Annotated in this window: 18 protein-coding genes; 10 read left to right on the forward strand and 8 right to left on the reverse strand. The window is 72.9% G+C overall.

Annotation, left to right across the window (positions count from 1 at the left end; all coding sequences use genetic code 11):
- The first annotated feature begins 83 nt into the window (after positions 1-83).
- A complete protein-coding gene (mgtE, locus tag BUE30_RS06715; protein ID WP_073327283.1) occupies positions 84-1,493 on the forward strand; it encodes a magnesium transporter in 1,410 nt (469 codons plus the stop codon).
- Positions 1,490-2,059, forward strand: a complete 570-nt coding sequence (locus BUE30_RS06720) for a 5-formyltetrahydrofolate cyclo-ligase (RefSeq protein ID WP_073327286.1) — start codon at positions 1,490-1,492, stop codon at positions 2,057-2,059. Before mgtE ends, BUE30_RS06720 begins: the two co-directional genes overlap by 4 nt.
- 246 nt (positions 2,060-2,305) lie before the next feature.
- Here the strand turns inward: BUE30_RS06720 and BUE30_RS17510 are convergent, their stop codons facing one another.
- From BUE30_RS17510 to BUE30_RS06735, 3 genes are read right to left on the reverse strand one after another with little or no spacing between them, the layout of a single operon-like run.
- Positions 2,306-3,103 (reverse strand): hypothetical protein, encoded by a 798-nt coding sequence (locus BUE30_RS17510; protein ID WP_073327289.1) that lies wholly within the window; start codon positions 3,101-3,103, stop codon positions 2,306-2,308.
- Positions 3,100-3,894, reverse strand: a complete 795-nt coding sequence (locus BUE30_RS06730) for a hypothetical protein (protein WP_073327292.1) — start codon at positions 3,892-3,894, stop codon at positions 3,100-3,102. Before BUE30_RS06730 ends, BUE30_RS17510 begins: the two co-directional genes overlap by 4 nt.
- Positions 3,891-4,988: a GSCFA domain-containing protein gene (locus BUE30_RS06735; protein ID WP_073327294.1), complete on the reverse strand. Its 1,098-nt coding sequence runs from the start codon at positions 4,986-4,988 to the stop codon at positions 3,891-3,893. Before BUE30_RS06735 ends, BUE30_RS06730 begins: the two co-directional genes overlap by 4 nt.
- A gap of 610 nt (positions 4,989-5,598) precedes the next feature.
- Between BUE30_RS06735 and BUE30_RS06740 the strand changes: the two genes are divergently transcribed.
- A complete protein-coding gene (locus tag BUE30_RS06740; protein ID WP_073327785.1) occupies positions 5,599-7,047 on the forward strand; it encodes a TrkH family potassium uptake protein in 1,449 nt (482 codons plus the stop codon).
- Between the two features lie 79 nt (positions 7,048-7,126).
- Here BUE30_RS06740 and BUE30_RS06745 read toward each other — a convergent pair whose 3' ends face one another.
- Genes BUE30_RS06745 through BUE30_RS06755 form a run of 3 tightly spaced genes read right to left on the reverse strand, consistent with a single transcriptional unit; the run spans position 7,127 to position 10,004 of the window.
- Entirely contained in the window at positions 7,127-7,570 is a 444-nt protein-coding gene (locus tag BUE30_RS06745) for a DUF6869 domain-containing protein (protein ID WP_073327297.1), read from the reverse strand.
- A 40-nt stretch (positions 7,571-7,610) separates the two neighbouring features.
- Entirely contained in the window at positions 7,611-8,333 is a 723-nt protein-coding gene (locus tag BUE30_RS06750; RefSeq protein WP_073327300.1) for an endonuclease NucS domain-containing protein, read from the reverse strand.
- 57 nt (positions 8,334-8,390) lie between these two features.
- Positions 8,391-10,004, reverse strand: coding sequence for a peptide chain release factor 3 (locus BUE30_RS06755; RefSeq protein ID WP_073327788.1), 1,614 nt, complete (start codon positions 10,002-10,004; stop codon positions 8,391-8,393).
- A gap of 172 nt (positions 10,005-10,176) precedes the next feature.
- Here BUE30_RS06755 and BUE30_RS06760 point away from each other — a divergent pair, with 172 nt between their 5' ends.
- Positions 10,177-10,809: a HupA family protein gene (locus tag BUE30_RS06760; RefSeq protein WP_073327303.1), complete on the forward strand. Its 633-nt coding sequence runs from the start codon at positions 10,177-10,179 to the stop codon at positions 10,807-10,809.
- Between the two features lie 75 nt (positions 10,810-10,884).
- Positions 10,885-11,145 (forward strand): DUF7218 family protein, encoded by a 261-nt coding sequence (locus BUE30_RS06765; protein ID WP_073327306.1) that lies wholly within the window; start codon positions 10,885-10,887, stop codon positions 11,143-11,145.
- Positions 11,146-11,427: 282 nt separating this feature from the next.
- Here the strand turns inward: BUE30_RS06765 and BUE30_RS06770 are convergent, their stop codons facing one another.
- Entirely contained in the window at positions 11,428-12,459 is a 1,032-nt protein-coding gene (locus BUE30_RS06770) for a Hint domain-containing protein (protein ID WP_073327309.1), read from the reverse strand.
- 124 nt (positions 12,460-12,583) lie between these two features.
- On the opposite strand from BUE30_RS06770, the gene BUE30_RS06775 reads away from it, so the two are divergent.
- The 5 genes from BUE30_RS06775 to BUE30_RS06795 all read left to right on the forward strand — a co-directional run bounded on the left by BUE30_RS06775 (position 12,584) and on the right by BUE30_RS06795 (position 16,645).
- A complete protein-coding gene (locus tag BUE30_RS06775; protein ID WP_073327312.1) occupies positions 12,584-13,360 on the forward strand; it encodes an SDR family oxidoreductase in 777 nt (258 codons plus the stop codon).
- Positions 13,361-13,649: 289 nt separating this feature from the next.
- Entirely contained in the window at positions 13,650-14,096 is a 447-nt protein-coding gene (locus BUE30_RS06780) for a c-type cytochrome (protein WP_212590708.1), read from the forward strand.
- A 59-nt stretch (positions 14,097-14,155) separates the two neighbouring features.
- The gene (locus BUE30_RS06785) at positions 14,156-15,145 is read left to right on the forward strand and encodes an ABC transporter substrate-binding protein (protein WP_073327315.1); all 990 of its coding nucleotides are present in this window, start codon (positions 14,156-14,158) and stop codon (positions 15,143-15,145) included.
- Entirely contained in the window at positions 15,135-15,953 is an 819-nt protein-coding gene (locus tag BUE30_RS06790; protein WP_083601198.1) for an ABC transporter permease, read from the forward strand. Before BUE30_RS06785 ends, BUE30_RS06790 begins: the two co-directional genes overlap by 11 nt.
- A complete protein-coding gene (locus BUE30_RS06795) occupies positions 15,932-16,645 on the forward strand; it encodes an ABC transporter ATP-binding protein (RefSeq protein ID WP_073327320.1) in 714 nt (237 codons plus the stop codon). The genes BUE30_RS06790 and BUE30_RS06795 overlap by 22 nt, the downstream gene beginning before the upstream one ends.
- On the opposite strand, the gene BUE30_RS06800 is transcribed toward BUE30_RS06795, so the two are convergent.
- Complete coding sequence (locus BUE30_RS06800) at positions 16,646-17,689, reverse strand: ABC transporter ATP-binding protein (protein WP_073327322.1); 1,044 nt, start codon at positions 17,687-17,689, stop codon at positions 16,646-16,648.
- Positions 17,690-17,693 lie beyond the last annotated feature (4 nt).

Here is a 17,693-nt window from a genome sequence, read left to right on the forward strand (position 1 = left end):
TCGCGCGGGCCGCCGGGCGCCTTGCCGGGACGCCGCGTTCCACTATGGTCCGCGCCGCATCCCGACCCGCGAAAGGGCCCGCCATGACCGACGAGGACCAGCTCGCCCGCAAGGTGGAGCCCGAGGACGAGACCGAGGAGACGGACGATTTCTCGCTGCCGCCCCGCCTCTTCGACGAGGTGCTGGACGCGGTCGAGGGCGAGGATGCCGAGGCGCTCGACGCGCTGCTGGACCCGCTGCACCCCGCCGACATCGCCGACCTGCTCGAACAGATCGACCCGCGCGACCGCAAGGCGCTGCTGACGCTGTGGAAGGGCGGGCTCGACGGCGACATCCTGTCCGAGCTCGACGACAATTTGCGCGAGCAGATCATCGCCGATCTCGCCCCTGCCGATCTCGTCGCGGCGGTCCGCGAGCTCGAGACCGACGACGTCGTCGACATCGTCGAGGACCTCGAGCCGGTGCAGCAGCGGGCGATCCTCGCCGGCCTCTCGCCCGCCGACCGGGTCGCGGTCGAGAAGGCGCTGGCCTATCCCGAATATTCCGCCGGGCGGATGATGCAGACGGAAGTCGTGCGCATGCCCGAGGACTGGACCGTGGGGCAGGCGATCGACTTCATGCGCGCCTCGCCCGGGCAGCTGCCGGACCAGTTCTACCACGTGATCCTCGTCGATCCGCGGATGCGGCCGAAGGGCTACGTCCAGCTCGGCCGGCTCCTGTCGTCGAAACGCGAGGTGCGGCTGGCCGACATCCTGGAGGACAGCTTCCGGACCTTCGGCGTCGAGGACGAGCAGGGGGCGGTGGCCTATGCCTTCAACCAGTACCACCTGATCTCGGCCCCCGTGGTCGATGCCGACGAGCGGCTGGTCGGCGTCATCACCATCGACGACGCGATGGAGGCCCTCGACGAGGAGCACGAGGAGGACATCCTGCGCCTCGCCGGGGTGGGGGGCGAATCCGAGCTGTCGGACAGCGTGCGCGAGACGACGCGTCAGCGCTTTCCATGGCTGGCGGTGAACCTCGTCACCGCGATCCTTGCCTCGGGGGTGATCTCGCTCTTCGAGGACGTGATCGCGGGGCTGGTGGCGCTGGCCGTGCTGATGCCCATCGTCGCCTCGATGGGCGGCAATGCGGGCACGCAATCGCTGACCGTGGCGGTGCGCGCCATCGCGACACGCGACCTGACCGGGTCGAACGTCTGGCGGGTGATCCGGCGCGAGGTGGCGGTGGGTCTGGTCAACGGCCTGATCTTCGCGCTGGTGATGGGCGCGATCGGCTGGGCCTGGTTCGGCGCGCCGATGCTGGGCGTCGTGATCGCGGCGGCGATGGTCATCAACCTCGTCGTGGCCGGTCTGGCCGGGACCGCGATCCCGGTCATTCTCGAGAAGCTGAAGGTCGACCCGGCCCTCGCCTCCGGCGCCTTCGTCACGACGGTGACGGATGTCGTCGGCTTCTTCGCCTTTCTCGGCCTCGCCGCGCTGATCCTGCTGTGAGCGCCGAGGCCGAGGCGAAGGCGGTCCTGCGGCGGGACGCGCTGCTGAGGCGCAAGGCGGCCCATGCCGCCCGCCCGGAGGATTGGTGCGGAATGCTGCGCGGGGTGCTGTCGGCCCATCGGGGCCGGCCCCTTGCGGGCTACATGGCGATCCGCTCCGAGATCGACCCGCGACCGGCCATGGTCGGGGCGGCCGCGTACGGGCCGGTCTGCGTCCCGGTGATCGACGGGCCGGAGCAGCCCCTGCGCTTCCGCGCCTGGCATCCGGATGCGGCGATGATCCCGGGCACGTTCGGCGCCCATACCCCGCAGGACGGAGACTGGCTCGAGCCGGAGGTGCTGATCGTCCCGCTCGTCGCCTTCGACCGGCTGGGCGGGCGGCTCGGCTATGGCGGCGGCTTCTACGACCGCACGCTGCAGGCGCTGCGCCGCCGCGGCCCGGTCGTGGCCATCGGCTTCGCCTATGCCGCGCAGGAGGTGGCCGCGCTGCCGCAGGAGGCGACCGACGAGCCGCTCGACCTCGTCGTCACGGAAGCGGGCGTGGTGGACCTGCCGGGCCGGGACTGAGCGGAGCGGCCCCGCGGCGAAGAGCGGCGCGGTCCGGGGACGCGAACCGGGGGGGGATCGCCCGCGATCCGGGGCGGGCCGGTCTCCCTCCGCTCGGTGCCCGGAGGCGCGGCCCCCGCCGGGAACCCGGCGCCTCGCCGGTCGTCAGCCGGCCGGCGATGGAGGGCGCCTCGCCGGTCGTCAGCCGGCCGGCGATGGAGGGCGCCCCTCTCGGGGCCGGCCGCACCTGTCGGACGGCGTGCCGCCTCAGACCGCCTCCGCCGCCACCTGATCGAGCACGAGCGCCCCGTAGCGGGCATTGGCGTGCAGCACGTCGTCCCCGGGCTGCGGCAGGCCCGGCCGCGCGGCGAGGCGGACCGCCCCGTCCATCCAGGCGAGGCCGGTATAGAGGTCGGCCTCCACCGTCTCGGGCGGCTGGGGCAGGTAGCCCGCGCCCGCCGCCGCCGCGGCTCCGGCGGCGGCGCGGTCGAAGAGGGCGGCCAGCGCCGCACCGTCGCCCGCCCGTTCGGCGGCCGCGAGGCTGCGCGTCGTCGGCCGGGGTGCGGCCCGCACTGCGGCGGAATAGCGCGGCTGGCAGGCGATGCGGATCGGCACGTCGGTCGCGGCCGACAGCATCGCGGCCAGCCGGGGACCCAGCTTCTCGCCCAGCGCGCCGCAGAGAGAGGCGAGCGCCGCCTCCTGCGAGATCAGGGTCGGCCCCGGCGCGGCGACGTCCGCGGCCCGCTCCAGCGAGGGCAGGCCCGGCCAGCGCGCGTCGCGCCAGAGAATCGTCGCCTGCGCGAGCGAGACCATCGCGCCGGCGATCACGATCAGGTCGTAATCCGCCAGCCGCACGTCCCGCGGCGCGCCGAGCCGGGACAGCGCCTGCGCGGCGGCGGCGCTGGCGGGGCGGTAGACCCCGTCCGTCACCTCCGCCTGCAGCAGCAGCCCCTTGTGGGCCCCGACGAAGGTCGCTTCCATCCCGGTCCCGGCGGGCCGGTGGCCGCCCTCCCAAGCCGATTTCAGCGCCGCCAGATGCGAATTGCCGAAGACGAGCACCTTCACCTTGCGATCCTCGCCGTGACGGCGTCGAGGACGAGCGCCCCGTATTCCGCCGAGGGGTGCGAGATGTCGGGCACGATCCGCCGGCCCCCGGCCGGGTCGTCCACCTCGATCTCGCCGGCCATGTAGGCGGCGCCCGTCAGCAGGTGCCGCCGGATCGTGGCCGGGGGCTGGGGCAGGGCGATCACCCCCGCCCGGGCCGCCGCCGCCGCCAGCGCCCCCTCGTAGAGCGCGGAGAGCGCCGGCGCGTCGCCCGAGGTCAGCGCCCGCGGCAGGCCAAGGGCGCGTCCGCGCGCGCTGCCCGGCGCGGCTTCCGACAGGCGGGGATGGCCGACCAGAAGGACGGGCCAGCGGCCCGTGGCGGCGAGCCGGGAGGCGAAGTCGAACCCGGCCAGCCCGCCGAGATAGCCCGCCAGCGCCGACCGGGCCGCCTCGCGCGATAGGAAGGTCCGGTCGAGCCCGGCGAGGTCGCAGCCGGCGAGAGAGGGCAGGCCGGGCCAGCGCGCCTCGCGCCAGAGCGCGAGGACGTGGTGCGGCTTGACGTTGAATCCCACCACCACGACGGCGCGCAGCCCCTCCAGCGGGATGTCGCGCCCCGCGTGGTAGCGCGCGAACTGCGCCGCCGCCGCCCGTCCCGCCGGGCGCAGCGCCCCTTCGGCGACCGCCACCTCGCGCACCGCCGTGCCCCGGAACGGGGTGAACCGGGGCGCGAGATCCGGCCAGCGCCGGGGATCGGCGCTCCACGCCGCCTCGATCGCGCCGAGATGCGAATTGCCGAGGAAGAGCGTGGTCACCGCCGGCCTTCCCCGCCCGGGGCGAAGGCCTGCAGCAGAAGCTCGTCGCAGACGAGGTCGTCCCCGTCCTCGTCCTCCCCGTCCGCATCGTCCGGCGCATCGTCCGGTGCGGTGGCCGGATCGGGACGGGACGGCGCGTCCAGCAGGCCGTGGGCCTGCAGGAACTGCGCCATGACCCGTTCGACGATCTCGGGGCGCACGCTGCGCAGGTTCGGCGCGAAGGCGTCCGTGACGAGGGCCGGGTGGGTGACCAGCTCGTAGCTTGGGAAGTAGTCGGCATCGGCATGGTCCGCGACGAACTCCGCCACGGCCGAGCGCAGGGTCGCCTTCGCCTCGGCCGTCGCATCGAGGACGTGCCGCCGGGGCCGCGCCGTCGCGGTCAGCGGCACGGGCGAGACGGTGAGCAGCAGGCGCATCCCCCGCCGGAACCTGTGCAGCAGCTTCCGGATCGCGGCGAGATCCTCCAGCACCTCGGCCTGGCGAAAGACCCGCAGGACGTGCCGGGCCGGGTCGAATCTTCCTGCGACCACGCCCGGCGCGACGGGATAGACGCGCCCGCTGGCGCGGTCCGCCCAGGCCTCGGTGAGGCCCAGCGTGAAAATCAGCACCTCGGTCCGCTGCAGCATTCGGCTGGTCCGGGCGAGGTGGTAGTCGCGGTGGAGAAGCACCTCGTCGACCGTGGCGAGACCGTCGGGCTCGACATTGGGGCGCAACGCGTCGAAGTGGCGCCCGTCCTCCTCCCAGACATGCGCCGAGTCGGGCTCGCCGTCGGCGACCTCCTCGAGCAGCTGGCGCAGCTGGCGGGCGGTGTAGACGTTGCCGGTCCGCGCGGAGAAGAGGTCGTAGCCGTACCGGGCGCGGATCTCGGCCGGCATCGGGCGGGGTGCCGGCTCGGCGTCCAGCACGTTCGCCCCGGCCGCGCGCAGCGCCCGGGCGATGTGCTGGGCGAAGCAGCTGCCGGCGGTGGCGATGGCCGTCTGCCGCGTCAGGACGTGGCGCGGCCGGTAGAGCCCGCGCAGTGCCGCGCGGTCCGCCTCGACCACGCCGGTCTTCCAGAACGCCTCCGGCGGCAGGTCGTCGTAGGGGCTGGACATCGGGACCTCCGGCGGCGTCGGGCTGTGGCGCGATCCATAGCGCACCGGCGGGCCGGGATTGTGGCGCGGGATGGGAAAACGAGCGGCCGGACGGGGCGGGCCGGAGGGCTGGACCGGCCGTCGTCCCGCCCGGGGATGCGGGAGCCGCGCGCCTCCGGTCGAGGGCGCGTCCCCGGTCCGGCGATGCCCGGCCAGCGCCCGGCCCGGGCCGGCTGCGATCCCTCCCCGGGCGCTGAGGGCGACGCGCGAAGGGAAGCGGATCCCACCCCCGCCGCCCGCTCCGGCGCGCCCGACGCATTCCAGGCAGGGTCGGGGCAGGCGCGGAGCGATGCGGCTGCCGAGCCGAGAGGGGCGCGTGCCGGGCAGGCCTACCGCGCATCGGGGACGCGGCGGGGCGTGCCGGGCGCGGGGACGCGGCGGGGCGTGCCGGGCGCTGGGACCCGCGCCTTCCGGGGCGGGCGCCTCCCGCGCGGTGGGGGCCGGACCCCGACCCGGCGGCCTCGCCGCCCTGCGCCGGGGAAGGGGCGGCGCGGCGCCAAGGGCAGCGCCGGCACGGGACGGCCCGGGCGGAGGCGTTGACACCCCCCGGGCGGCGGGCCAAGCCATGCGGATGATCGACCTGCGCCCCGTCGGATACGTGATCGGCCTGCTCGTCGCGGGTCTCGGCGCAGCGATGCTGGCGCCGCTCGCCGCCGATCTCGTCGCGGGCAACGGACACTGGCCGGCCTTCGCCGAGAGCGCGATCGTCACCATCATCTGCGGCGCGCTGATGGCGCTGGCCTGCTCCAACGCGGTGGGGCGGGGCCTGACGATCCGGCAGAGCTTCCTGCTGACCACGGGGATCTGGTTCGTCCTGCCCCTCTTCGGCGCGCTGCCGCTGATCCTGGGCGAGACCGCGCTGCCGCTGGTCGACGCCTATTTCGAATCCGTCTCTGGCGTGACCACGACCGGCACCACGGTGATCGAGGGGCTGGACACGCTGCCCGCCGGGATCCTGCTCTGGCGGGGGATCCTGCAATGGCTGGGGGGACTCGGCATCGTGATCGTGGCGATGCTGTTCCTGCCGGTGATGCGGGTGGGCGGCATGCAGTTCTTCGCGGCCGAGGGCTTCGACACGCAGGGCAAGATCCTGCCCCGCGCCTTCGACATCGCCTGGGCGCTGATGTACATCTACATCGCGCTGACCATGGCGACCTTCCTCGCCTACTGGCTGCTCGGCATGCCGGCCTTCGACGCGGCCTGCCATGCCTTCGCCACCGTCGCCACCGGCGGGTTCTCCACCACCGACGCCTCCTTCGCCGCCTATCCGGGGCTGGAGCAATATGCGGCGGTGCTGGGCATGATCCTCGCCTCGGTCCCCTTCGTGCGGTTGCTGCAGCTGGCGCGGGGCGAGCCGAAGAGCTTCTTCCGCGACACCCAGATCCGGGCCTACCTCACCTGGATCCTCATCGCGACGCTGCTAATCTTCGCCTACCGGGCACTCCGGCTGGGGCAGCTGGACGAGGACACGTTCCGCAACACGCTCTTCAACACCGTGTCGATCTTCTCGGGCACGGGGTTCGGCGACGGCGACATCGCCGCCTGGGGCGCCTTTCCGATGGTGGTCTTCTTCTGCGTCGGCGCGATCGGGGGCTGCACCTCCTCGACCGGGTGCTCGATCAAGGTGTTCCGCTACCAGATCCTGTTCCGCGCCATCGGCGCGCAGATCCGGCGGTTCCATTCGGCGCATCGCGTCGTGACGATCCGGCTCGACGGGCGGACCGTCCCCGAGGGGGTGGTGGATTCGGTGATCCTGCTCTTCACCCTGTTCATCCTGTCGCTCGGCCTGCTCACGGTGGCGCTGTCGCTGACCGAGCTCAGCTTCTACGCCAGCGTCACCGGCGCCTGGACCGCGATCTTCAACATCGGGCCCGCCTTCGGACCGGAGGTCGCGTCGAGCGGGGCGATCACCGGGTTCCCCGACACGGCCAAGTGGCTGATGATCGTTGGCATGCTGGTCGGCCGGCTGGAGATCATCGCGGTGATCGTCCTGCTGCTGCCGCGCTTCTGGCGCGGCTAGGCGCACGGGCGGGAATGGGGGCCCGGGTCGCTGGCTGGCGGGCCCCGGGGGCCGGCGAATGTCTACCGGGCCGAGAGCGTCACGTGGCGGAGGCGAGCGCCGCGATCCTGGGCCAGACGGCCGGGTCGCGCTCGTGCGGGGGGATGTCGAGCAGGGCGAGCGCGGCGCGCATCGCCGGGTCCGCCCCCGCCTCGAGATCGTCGATCACCGCCGCGCCGTCCGCGAGGACCAGCTCCTCCAGCGCGCCCCCCGCGAGGGCCGCCACCTCCGCTTCGTCCCGTGCACCGGCAAGGATCGCGCGGATCGCCGCGAGCGCCAGCGCGGGATCCGAGGCGATGAGCTGGCCCATCACCGCGTCGGTCCATTGCTCGGGATGGCCCTCGGCCTCCTCCTGCGCCAGGGCGGCGAGGAAGGCGCCGTAATGCTCGGCATAGCGGGGCAGGGGCAGGTCGCCCTCCGGCAGCGCGGCCTCGGGCATGCCGGTCGCCTCCGAGACGAGGGCGCGGGGGATGGTACGGGTCATGGGACGAGGGTAGCCCGATCGGACCCGGCCGCCAATCGGGCTAGAGGAACTCGAACCGGTAGCTGTAGCTTCGAAGCGCGAGGTTCGGGACGGCCTTCGCCGCGAACCGGACCCGGGTGGAATGGCCCGCCCCGACGAGGATGCCCCGCACGTCGGTTCCCTCTTCCTCGCCGATGCAGGCCATGTATCCGAGGATCTGGCTGACCGCCTCCGGCCGGGTCGTCCCGGCCTTCAACTCGATGACGACGGGGAGCCCGTTCGCGTCACGGGCGAGGATGTCGATGAACCCCGCCTCGACCCTGCGCTGATGTCCCCCATCGGCCGGCGTCAGGCCCGGCTCGAGCTGGTCGAGGCTTCCGCGCAGGGCGGTCTCGAGATCCGCCTCGAGCCCGAAGACCGCGCCGTCGCCGGACGCGTCGTCATCCCTCCCGCCCGCGATGTCCGCGGCGGTCGCATCGCCGCCATCCAAGCACTGACGAAAGTTCCGGTAGCTGTTCAGATGGCTTCTGTACCAGGCCAGCTGCGTGCGGATCTCGCCGGAGCCCATGTTCAGCTTCGACGGGTTCGACCGGCCGCGCCGGGCATCCTCGGTGGAGTAGGACAGCGAGTCCATCAGCGCGTCGAGACCATCGGAGTCGTAGGCCTCGTCCAGATCGATGGTGTAGGCTCTCTCCACACGGCGAAGGGCATTGACCCCCATGAATCTTGTCGTGTCGGCCAGGTCCTGCGTGGTCAGCCAGGCGGCAAAGGCATCGTCGCGCATGTCATCAATCTCCCTCCCCCATGGGAGGGCAGAATGCTTAACAAAACCTTGCCGACTTCACACCATCATCTCCTTCGTCGCGCTCAGGCGCACGTCGGGATAGTCGCGTTCGACCCGGTCGATGTCCCATTGCAGGCGGGTGAGGAAGACGATGTCGTCGTCGTTGTCGCGGGCGATGTGCTGCTTGTTGGCGTTGGCGAAGGCCTCGACCTTGTCCTTGGGGCCGTGGACCCAGCGGGCGGAGGTGAACTGCGTCGGCTCCAGCCGGACCGGCAGGCCGTATTCCTGTTCGATCCGGCTCGCCAGCACCTCGAACTGCAGCTGGCCGACCACGCCGACGATGAAGCCCGAGCCGAAGGTCGGCTTGAAGACCTTGGCCGCGCCTTCCTCGGCGAACTGCATCAGCGCCTTCTCCAGATGCTTGGCCTTCATCGGGTCCCCGGCGCGGGCCGATTGCAGCAGCTCGGGCGCGAAGGAGGGGATGCCGGTGACCTTGAGCGCCTCGCCCTCGGTCAGCGTGTCGCCGATGCGCAGCTGCCCGTGGTTCGGAATCCCGATGATGTCGCCGGCCCAGGCCTCTTCGGCCAGCTCGCGGTCGGAGGCGAGGAAGAGGACGGGGTTGGACACCGCCATCGGCTTCTTCGACCGGACATGCTGCAGCTTCATGCCCCGCTCGAAATGGCCCGATGCCAGCCGCACGAAGGCCACCCGGTCGCGGTGCTTGGGATCCATGTTGGCCTGCACCTTGAAGACGAAGCCCGCGACCTTGTCCTCCTCCGGCGCGATCTGGCGCGGCTCGGCCGATTGCGGCTGCGGCTCGGGGGCGTAGGCGCCGATCCCGTCCATCAGCTCGCGCACGCCGAAGGAGTTGATGGCGCTGCCGAACCAGATCGGCGTCATCGTCCCCTCGAGCACGCGGGCTGGATCGAGCGCGGGCAGAAGCTCGCGCGCCATCTCCACCTCCTCGCGCAGCTTGGCCAGCAGATCCGGCGGCACGTGCTGCTCCATCTTCGGATCGTCCAGCCCGTCGATCCGGACCGTCTGCGCGACGCGGTTGCGGTCGGCGCGGTCCATCAGCTCCAGCCGGTCGTTGATGAGGTCGTAGCAGCCGAGGAAGTCGCGCCCGACGCCGATCGGCCAGCTTGCCGGGGTCACGTCGATGGCGAGGTTCTCCTGGATCTCGTCCACGATCTCGAAGACGTCGCGGCTTTCGCGGTCCATCTTGTTGCAGAAGGTCAGGATCGGCAGGTCGCGCAGGCGGCAGACCTCGAACAGCTTGCGGGTCTGGCTCTCGACCCCCTTGGCGCCGTCGATCACCATGACGGCCGCGTCCACGGCCGTCAGCGTGCGGTAGGTGTCCTCGGAGAAATCCGAGTGGCCGGGCGTGTCGACGAGGTTGAACCGGAAGCTGCGGCCGTTGCTGGCGAAGTCGAAGGACATGGCCGAGGCCGAGACCGAGATGCCGCGATCCTTCTCCATCTGCATGAAGTCCGACCGCGTGCGGCGCGCCTCGCCCTTGGCGCGGACCTGGCCGGCCATCTGGATCGCCCCGCCGAAGAGCAGGAACTTCTCGGTCAGCGTCGTCTTGCCCGCATCGGGGTGGCTGATGATCGCGAAGGTGCGGCGACGCGCGATCTCGGGCGGAAGGGCGGGGCGGTTGGTCTGGCTCATGCGCCCGGACATAAGAGGGGGCGGTGCCGGGCGCAATCGAGGCCGGCGGAGGCAGGGCCGCCATGTGCCGCGGTGCGCGCACGGATCGCTGCGGAACAAGATGCTTGCCGCACCTCCGCCCGCACCGCAGAGAGGCGGGGCGGGGCCGTGGGGCCCCATTCGGGGAATCACCATGCGTCTCGTCGTCGTCACCATCCTGTCCGGTCTTCCCTTCCTGTCCGCCTGCGGGGGAGGCGGCGGCGCGGGCAGCGCGCCGCCCTCGGATACCGCGCTCTTCGACGCGCGCGTGGCGGATCTGCGGGCCTTCGAAACCGGCATCGGCGCGCGCCTGCCGACCACGATGGCCAATCTGCCCGAGAGCGGCGCCGCCACCTATACGGGCACCGCGCTGCTGGGCCTGGACAGGGACGGGACCCAGCCCGCCTATCTGGGGCGCGCCGCGGTCACCGCGGATTTCGCCGCCGGCGTCCTGTCGGGCCGGGTGGACGATTACGTCTATGCCGCCGACAGCGACGATGACGGCGCGATCGGCCCCGTCCGGCCGGTGGAGGGCGCGCTGACCCTGACGGGCGGCAATTTCGCGCCGGGTCCGGCCGGGCCGGGCGGCGCACGGCCCGCCGGGTTCGACGCCAATGTCGCGGGCACGCTGACCGGCGGGGCGCAGGCGGTGGTGGTCGACCAGGACCTGATCGGATCGTTCCTCGGCAATCCCGGGCCGGTCGGCATCGCCGCCGCGGGCGCGGGGACGGCGGTCGTGAACGGCGTCGAGGAGCAATCCGTCTTCGCCCTCGGTCTGCGCCGCTGAGCCTGCACGGGCGGCAGCCCGGAACCCGGCGGCCTGCCGGCGGGTTCCGGAAGCAGTCAGACGGGAGAAAGAGCCATGACCAAGGATCACGGATCGAGCATCAAGGACGACAAGCTCTACGAGGACCTGCGCGACGAGGGGTACGACAAGGGCAAGGCGGCGGCGATCGCGAACGCCAAGGCCAATCCCGACCAGCATCCCAGCGAGAAGGGCGGCAAGTCCCCGCCCTACGAGGACTGGACGAAGGACGAGCTCTACGAGCGGGCGCAGGAGCTCGACATCGAGGGGCGGTCCGACATGGACAAGGACGAGCTCATCCGGGCGCTCCGGGGCTGATCCACCGGACGGGCGCCAGGTCTGCGCGATCCGGTCGCGTGTCACGGCGACGTGAGCCGAGGCCGGGTATGCGATCGAAGGGGGCGCGACCAGCCGGGCGCCACCCACAAGCCCGGTCGAAGGGCGGCCCGACCGATCCGGGAGAGCATCGTGCCCGGTGTTCAGGCCTCTGCTGACACGGTGGATCTCAGCGACGCCTTGGGTCGGCGACGGTGCGCCCTGAGAGAGCGTTTCGACTCATTCGCAGCGGCCCCACCAGGAGCCGCCCATGCCGCGCCCGCTTCAGCCCGAGGTCGCGCGGCGGAGGAGGGCGGCGGGGTCCGTGCTCGCCTCGAGCTGGGCCTTGCGCAACTCGTAATCGTGGTGCCGGCGGCGGGCATGAATGCGGGCGCCCGCCTCGGGTGGGAGCGCTGCGCGCGTGCGCGGGTCGATCAGCAGGCTCTCGGCGGCGATCCCCTCGGCATAGATGATCTGATGCTCGTCGAAGAGCAGCTGGAAGTAGTCGACGAACCCGCCCTCCCGCTGCACGACGCTCGTGCCGTTCACGAGATGGCGCACCTTGACCAGCACCTCGGCGCGGCCGGCGCCGAGCGTATCCTGCCGCTGCCAGACGAAGATCCTGTGATCGGGGCTGACGACGAGATCGTTCTCGTTGTGCAGCGTGCCCTTGCGGATCACGATGGGCGAGAAGTCCCCGACCGCGCGCAGCGTGGTCTGGCCGATCCAGCGGATCGCCTGCGGGCCGTCGTCCCGGGTCAGGACCTTGTCGCCGACCCGCAGGTCCTCGATCGGGCGCTGCTCGCCGCTGGCCATGGTGATGTGGGTGCCGCGGGTGAAGGACACGCAGGCCACCTCGGCGAGGCGTGTCACCGCGCTGTCCCGGTCCGCGCCCACCAGTCGGTAATCGGCCCCCGGCGCCAGCGGGGCGAGGGGCAGCAGATGGATGTCGGCCACCCCGCCGTCCTCGACCTCGACGAGGACCAGCGCCTCGAGCGTGGTGCCGTCCGGCGCCATGAGCGTCAGGCAGCAATCGAGATGCACGGCACGGCCGGCGGCGCCGCGGCGGGAGCCCTCGGCCACGACGAAGCTTCCGGGCCCGCCCCCCGCGCCTGCGCCGTCCGCCGCGGCGAGAAGCGTCAGGGGGTGCCGGACCGCGCCCTGCCGCAGCTGGTACACGTCGTCCATCACCAGCTCGTCCGCGAAGGAGATCGCGTCCCCCTCGGCCACGCCTTCCACCGCGAAGAAATCCTCGCCCGCATGCACGGCGAGGGTCTGGCGCGTGGCGGCCTGGTCGGGCAGGGTCGGGTCGGACATCGAGGAACAGGTCCCGGGGCGGGCGGTATCGCGACGCTTGTCGGCCGGGAATGCGGCGGGGGCAAGGCGACGATCCGGCAGCCGCCGGACGATTGTTTCCCGGACGCGAGGGAAAGGACGAAGCATGGATCTGGGTATCGCAGGCAGGCGGGCGCTCGTGACGGCGGCCTCGAAGGGGCTCGGCCGGGGCTGCGCCCTGGCCCTGGCGGAGGCGGGGGTCCACCTGACGATCAACGCCCGCACGAAGGGCCCGCTGGAGGAGACGGCGCAGGCGCTGCGGGACATGGGGGTCGAGGTGACGGCCGTCGCCGCCGACATCACCACCGAATCCGGCCGGGCCGAGGTCCTGGACGCGGCAGGGGCGGTCGACATCCTGGTCACCAATGCGGGCGGCCCGCCCCCCGGCCTGTGGTCGGAGTGGAGCCGGGACGACTTCATCGCCGCGCTCGACGCCAACATGCTGACGCCCGTCGCGCTGATGCAGGCCTGCCTGCCGGGGATGATGGAGCGGGGCTGGGGTCGGGTGGTCAACATCACCTCGCAATCCGTGCGCGCGCCGATCCCGCAGCTCGGCCTGTCGAACGCGGCGCGGACCGGCCTGACCGGCTTCGTCGCCGGAACGGCGCGGCAGGTCGCGCCGAAGGGCGTGACGATCAACAACCTGCTGCCCGGCATCCACGACACCGACCGCGCGGTTTCGCTCGACGGCGGCGCGGCCAAGGCCGAGGGCATCACCCCCGAGGAGGCGCGAACCCGCCGCGAGGGCACGATCCCCGCGCGCCGCTACGGCACGGCCGAGGAATTCGGGCGGACCTGCGCCTTCCTCTGCTCGGTCCATGCCGGCTTCATCGTCGGGCAGAACCTGCTCGCCGATGGCGGGGCGACGAACCTGACGATGTGAGGGCCGGGATGCTTGCCTGCCGCCCGAAGGCGGGCCGGCATCCTGGCCCGCCCGGTCCCGTGCCGGGCGCCTGCCGGGCCGGAACGGTCGCCCGCCCCGCAGCGGGGCTCCGCCGCCGGATCGGGGCGGCCGGGAGCGGTGCCCTCCGCGCGCCGGCCGGGCCGCGCCGTCCGCGCCGCCCCGTCCGCGCCGCCCGGCCGGCCGCCGACGCTACCCCCGGCAGGACGCGCATCCTCTGCGTCCTGATTGCCCCGAAGCCCGTTCGCCCGAAACAGGAGGTCCGCACCCCGTGATCCCGATCCGCCATGCCGCCGCCGCGCTTCTCTCCGCGTTCCTCCTTCCCGCCGTCGCCGGGGCCCAGTCCGGCGCAGGAGGCGAGGCCGCCGCCGACCCGGCACAGGTCGAGGCCGGCGAGGCCGTCTTCCGCCGCTGCGCCGCCTGCCACATGGTCGGGGCGGGGGCGGAGCCCCGCGTCGGGCCGGCGCTGAACGGCATCCTCGGCCGGCGGGCCGGCACGCAGGCCTTCCGCTATTCCCCCGCGCTCGTCGCGGCGGGGGCGGACGGGCTGGTCTGGACGGTGGGGGCGTTGGACGCGTATCTCGAGGACCCGAGGGGCTACCTGCCCGGCACCCGGATGACCTTCGCCGGCCTGGACCGGGCGGAGGACAGGGCGGCGGTGATCGCCTATCTGGCGTCCTTTCAGGCCGGGGAGGGGGACGCGGAGCCCGAAGACTAGCGAACGCGGCGGCGCCCCGATCCGGCGCGGACCGCCCGCCCGAACCGACAGGACAGACGATGAGATTCCCCACCCAGATCCGAGCCGCCGTCGCGGCTATCCTGACGGCCCTCTCCGCCCCGGTGGCGGCGCAGGACCTGCCCGAGATCCGGGTCGGCATCCTCGCCTACGGCACCGCCCAGTGGGAGATGGCGGTGATCGAGTCCCGCGGTCTCGATACCCGAAACGGCGTCGATCTGGTGGTACGCGACCTCGGCAACGACCAGGCGGGGGACATCGCGCTGCTGTCGGGCGCGGTCGACTTAATCCTGTCGGATCTGCTCTGGGTGTCCGCGCAACGGGCGGCGGGCAATCCGGTGACCATGGTGCCCCATTCGCGCGCCGTCGGCGGGCTGATGGTGAACCCGGCCGCCGGGATCGGTGCGCTCGGGGACCTGCCGGGCCATCGCCTCGGCGTCGCGGGCGGCCCGACGGACAAGAGCTGGATCCTGCTGCAGGCCCTCTGGGCCGAAACGCAGGCGACGGCGCTGGACGAGGCGGTCGAGACGCGCTTCGCCGCGCCGCCGCTGGCGAACGAGCTGCTCGTCTCGGGCGAGCTCGATGCCGCGTTGAACTACTGGCACTGGAACGCCCGCGCCCGGGCGGCGGGCATGGTCGAGCTCGTCTCGGTCGTGGACATGCTGGCCGAGCTGGGGATCGAGGACCCGGTCCCGCTGCTCGGCTGGACCTTCCGCGAGGAAACGGCGGCGGACAGGGGTGCGGCGCTGCAGGGCTTCCTCGACGCCTCCGCCGAGGCGAAGCGGCTGCTGCTGGAGGACGACGCGGTGTGGGAGGACCTGCGCGGCCCGATGGGGGCCGAGGGGGACGACGCGCTCTTCGCCGCCTTGCGGGACGATTATCGCGCCGGGATCATCGCCGCCCCGGACCCGGCGCAGCGCCGCGCGGCCGAGGCGCTGTTCGCGCTGCTCGCCGGGCAGGGCGGAGCCGACCTGGTGGGCGGGGCCGAGGCGCTGTCCGAGGGGACGATCCGGGACGGCCATGACGGATAGGACGGCCCCGGGGGGCGGTGCGCCCCCCGGACGGGCGGCGACGGACGGCGTGGCGGGGCGCCTGCGGGGCCGGACGGACCTCGCCTCGCTGCCGCTGCTGCTGGCGATCTGGGCGGCCCTCGCCTGGATTGCGGACGACCGGCTGCTGCCCGGACCCGGGGCGGTCGGGGCCGAGCTGGTCGAGCTGGCCCTGCGCGGCCCGCTCCTCGCCGATTTCGCCCGGACCCTGGCGCGGGTCGCGATCGCCTTCGCGGTGGCGATGGCGCTCGGCACCGCGATCGGGGTCGCGCTGGGCCGGTGGCGCGCGGCGGACGGGCTCTTCTCCGCCTGGGTGGTGATCGGCCTCAACATTCCCGCCCTGGTGACGGCCATCGCCTGCTACATCTGGATCGGCCTGACCGAGACCGCGCTGATCGTCGCCGTCGTCATCAACAAGACGCCGCTGGTCGCCACCACGATGCGCGAGGGGGTGCGGGCGCTTTCGCCCGATTACGCCGAGCTGGCGGCGGCCTACCGGATGGGCCCGGCGCGGCGGCTGCGGCTGATCGCACTGCCGCAGCTCATGCCCTACCTTCTGACCGCGGCGCGGACCGGCCTCAGCCTGATCTGGAAGATCGTGCTCGTCTTCGAGGTGCTGGGCAGCGATGGCGGGGTCGGGTTCCGCTTCGGCATCTTCTTCGGCTTCTTCGACATGACGGCGATCCTCGCCTACACGCTGGCCTTCGTGGCGGTGGTGCTGACGGTGGAATACGGCGCGATGCGCCCGCTGGAGCGGAGGGTGCTAGGATGGCGCGCAGCGCGGGGGTGAGGCTGGCGGGGCTGGGCAAGGCCTATACCGGGGGCCCGCTGTTCCACGACCTGACGCTGGATGTCGTGCCCGGAACGGTGGTCGCCCTTACCGGCCCGTCGGGCGTGGGCAAGTCGACGCTGCTGCGGATCGTCGCCGGGATCGAGCCGGCGGAGGGCGTGGTGCAGGTCGGGGGACGGCCGGCCGGCCGCGCCCCGGCGCCCGGCATGGTCTTCCAGGATCCCCGCTTGCTGCCTTGGCTCGGCGCGCGGGCCAACCTGATGGCCGTGGCGCCCGGGCTGGACGCCGAAGGGGCCGAGGCGCTGCTGGCCGAGGTGGGGCTGGCGGGGCAGGGGGAGGCGCGTCCGGGCGCGCTGTCGGGCGGGATGCAGCGGCGCGTGGCGCTGGCCCGGGCGATGGCGGCGCGGCCGGGGCTGCTGCTGCTGGACGAGCCCTTCGTCTCGCTCGACGCGGATCTCGCCACCGGGATGCGCGCCCTGCTGCTGCGGCTGATCGCGCGGGACCGGCCGACGGTCCTTCTGGTGACGCATGACGGGATCGACGCGGCAACGCTCGCCGACCGGATCGTCCGGCTGGAGGGGCGGCCGGCGCGGATCGTGGGGGACCTGGTTCCGGACGTGCCGCCGGCCGCGCGCGGGGCGGCCGACATCGCCGGGATCGCCCGGCGGATCGCGCCCCGGGACGACGGCTGATCAGCCGCCGGTCCGGACGCCCTGCGCGTCGAACGGGTGCAGCCGGTCCGGCCGGGGCGACAGAGACAGGGGCGCCCCGGCAGAGAGGTCGACATTGCCCGGCACCCGCGCGAGGACCGTGCCGATGCCCGGCACCTCGCAGAAGAGGTTGGTATCCGATCCGAGCCGTTCGATCACGGTCAGCTCCGCCTCCAGCGGGGGCAGGCCGGTCGGCTCGAGCGACAGGTGCTCGGGCCGGATGCCGAGCGTCGTCGTCCCCGGCGGGGCCGGCCAGACGGCCGAGCCGATCCGCAGCCCGCCCTCCGCCGGCGTCCCGTCCAGCAGGTTCATCTTCGGCGAGCCGATGAACCCCGCGACGAAGGCGTTGGCGGGCCGGTCGTAGAGTTCCATCGGGGTGCCGACCTGCTGGATGAGGCCGCCTTCCATCACCACGATGCGGTCGGCCATGGTCATCGCCTCCACCTGGTCGTGGGTGACGTAGACTGTGGTCGTGCCGAGCCGCTTGCGCAGGCGCGCGATCTCGAGCCGCATCTCGACGCGCAGCGCCGCGTCGAGGTTCGACAGCGGCTCGTCGAAGAGGAAGGCGACGGGGTCGCGCACGATGGCGCGGCCCATCGCGACGCGCTGGCGCTGCCCGCCCGACAGGGCGCGGGGCAGGCGGTCCAGCAGCTTCGTCAGGCCCAGCGTCTCGGCCGCGCCGCGGACCGGGCCTTCGCGCTCGGCCTTCGGGGCCTTCGCGATCTCCATCGGAAAGCCCATGTTCCGCTCGACGCTCATATGGGGGTAGAGCGCGTAGGACTGGAACACCATCGCGATGTCCCGGTCGCGGGGGCGCACGTCGTTCATCAGCTGGCCCCCGATGCGGAACTCGCCCGTCGAGATCGGCTCGAGCCCCGCGATCATCCGCAGGAGGGTGGACTTGCCGCAGCCCGAGGGGCCCACCAGCACGACGAACTCGCCGTCCGCCACGTCGAGGTTCACGTCCCGCAGCACCTCGGTCCGGCCGAAGCTCTTGCCCACGTCGCGGAATGTCATGTCTGCCATGGGA

Source organism: Wenxinia saemankumensis, assembly GCF_900141735.1.
Taxonomy (GTDB): domain Bacteria; phylum Pseudomonadota; class Alphaproteobacteria; order Rhodobacterales; family Rhodobacteraceae; genus Wenxinia; species Wenxinia saemankumensis.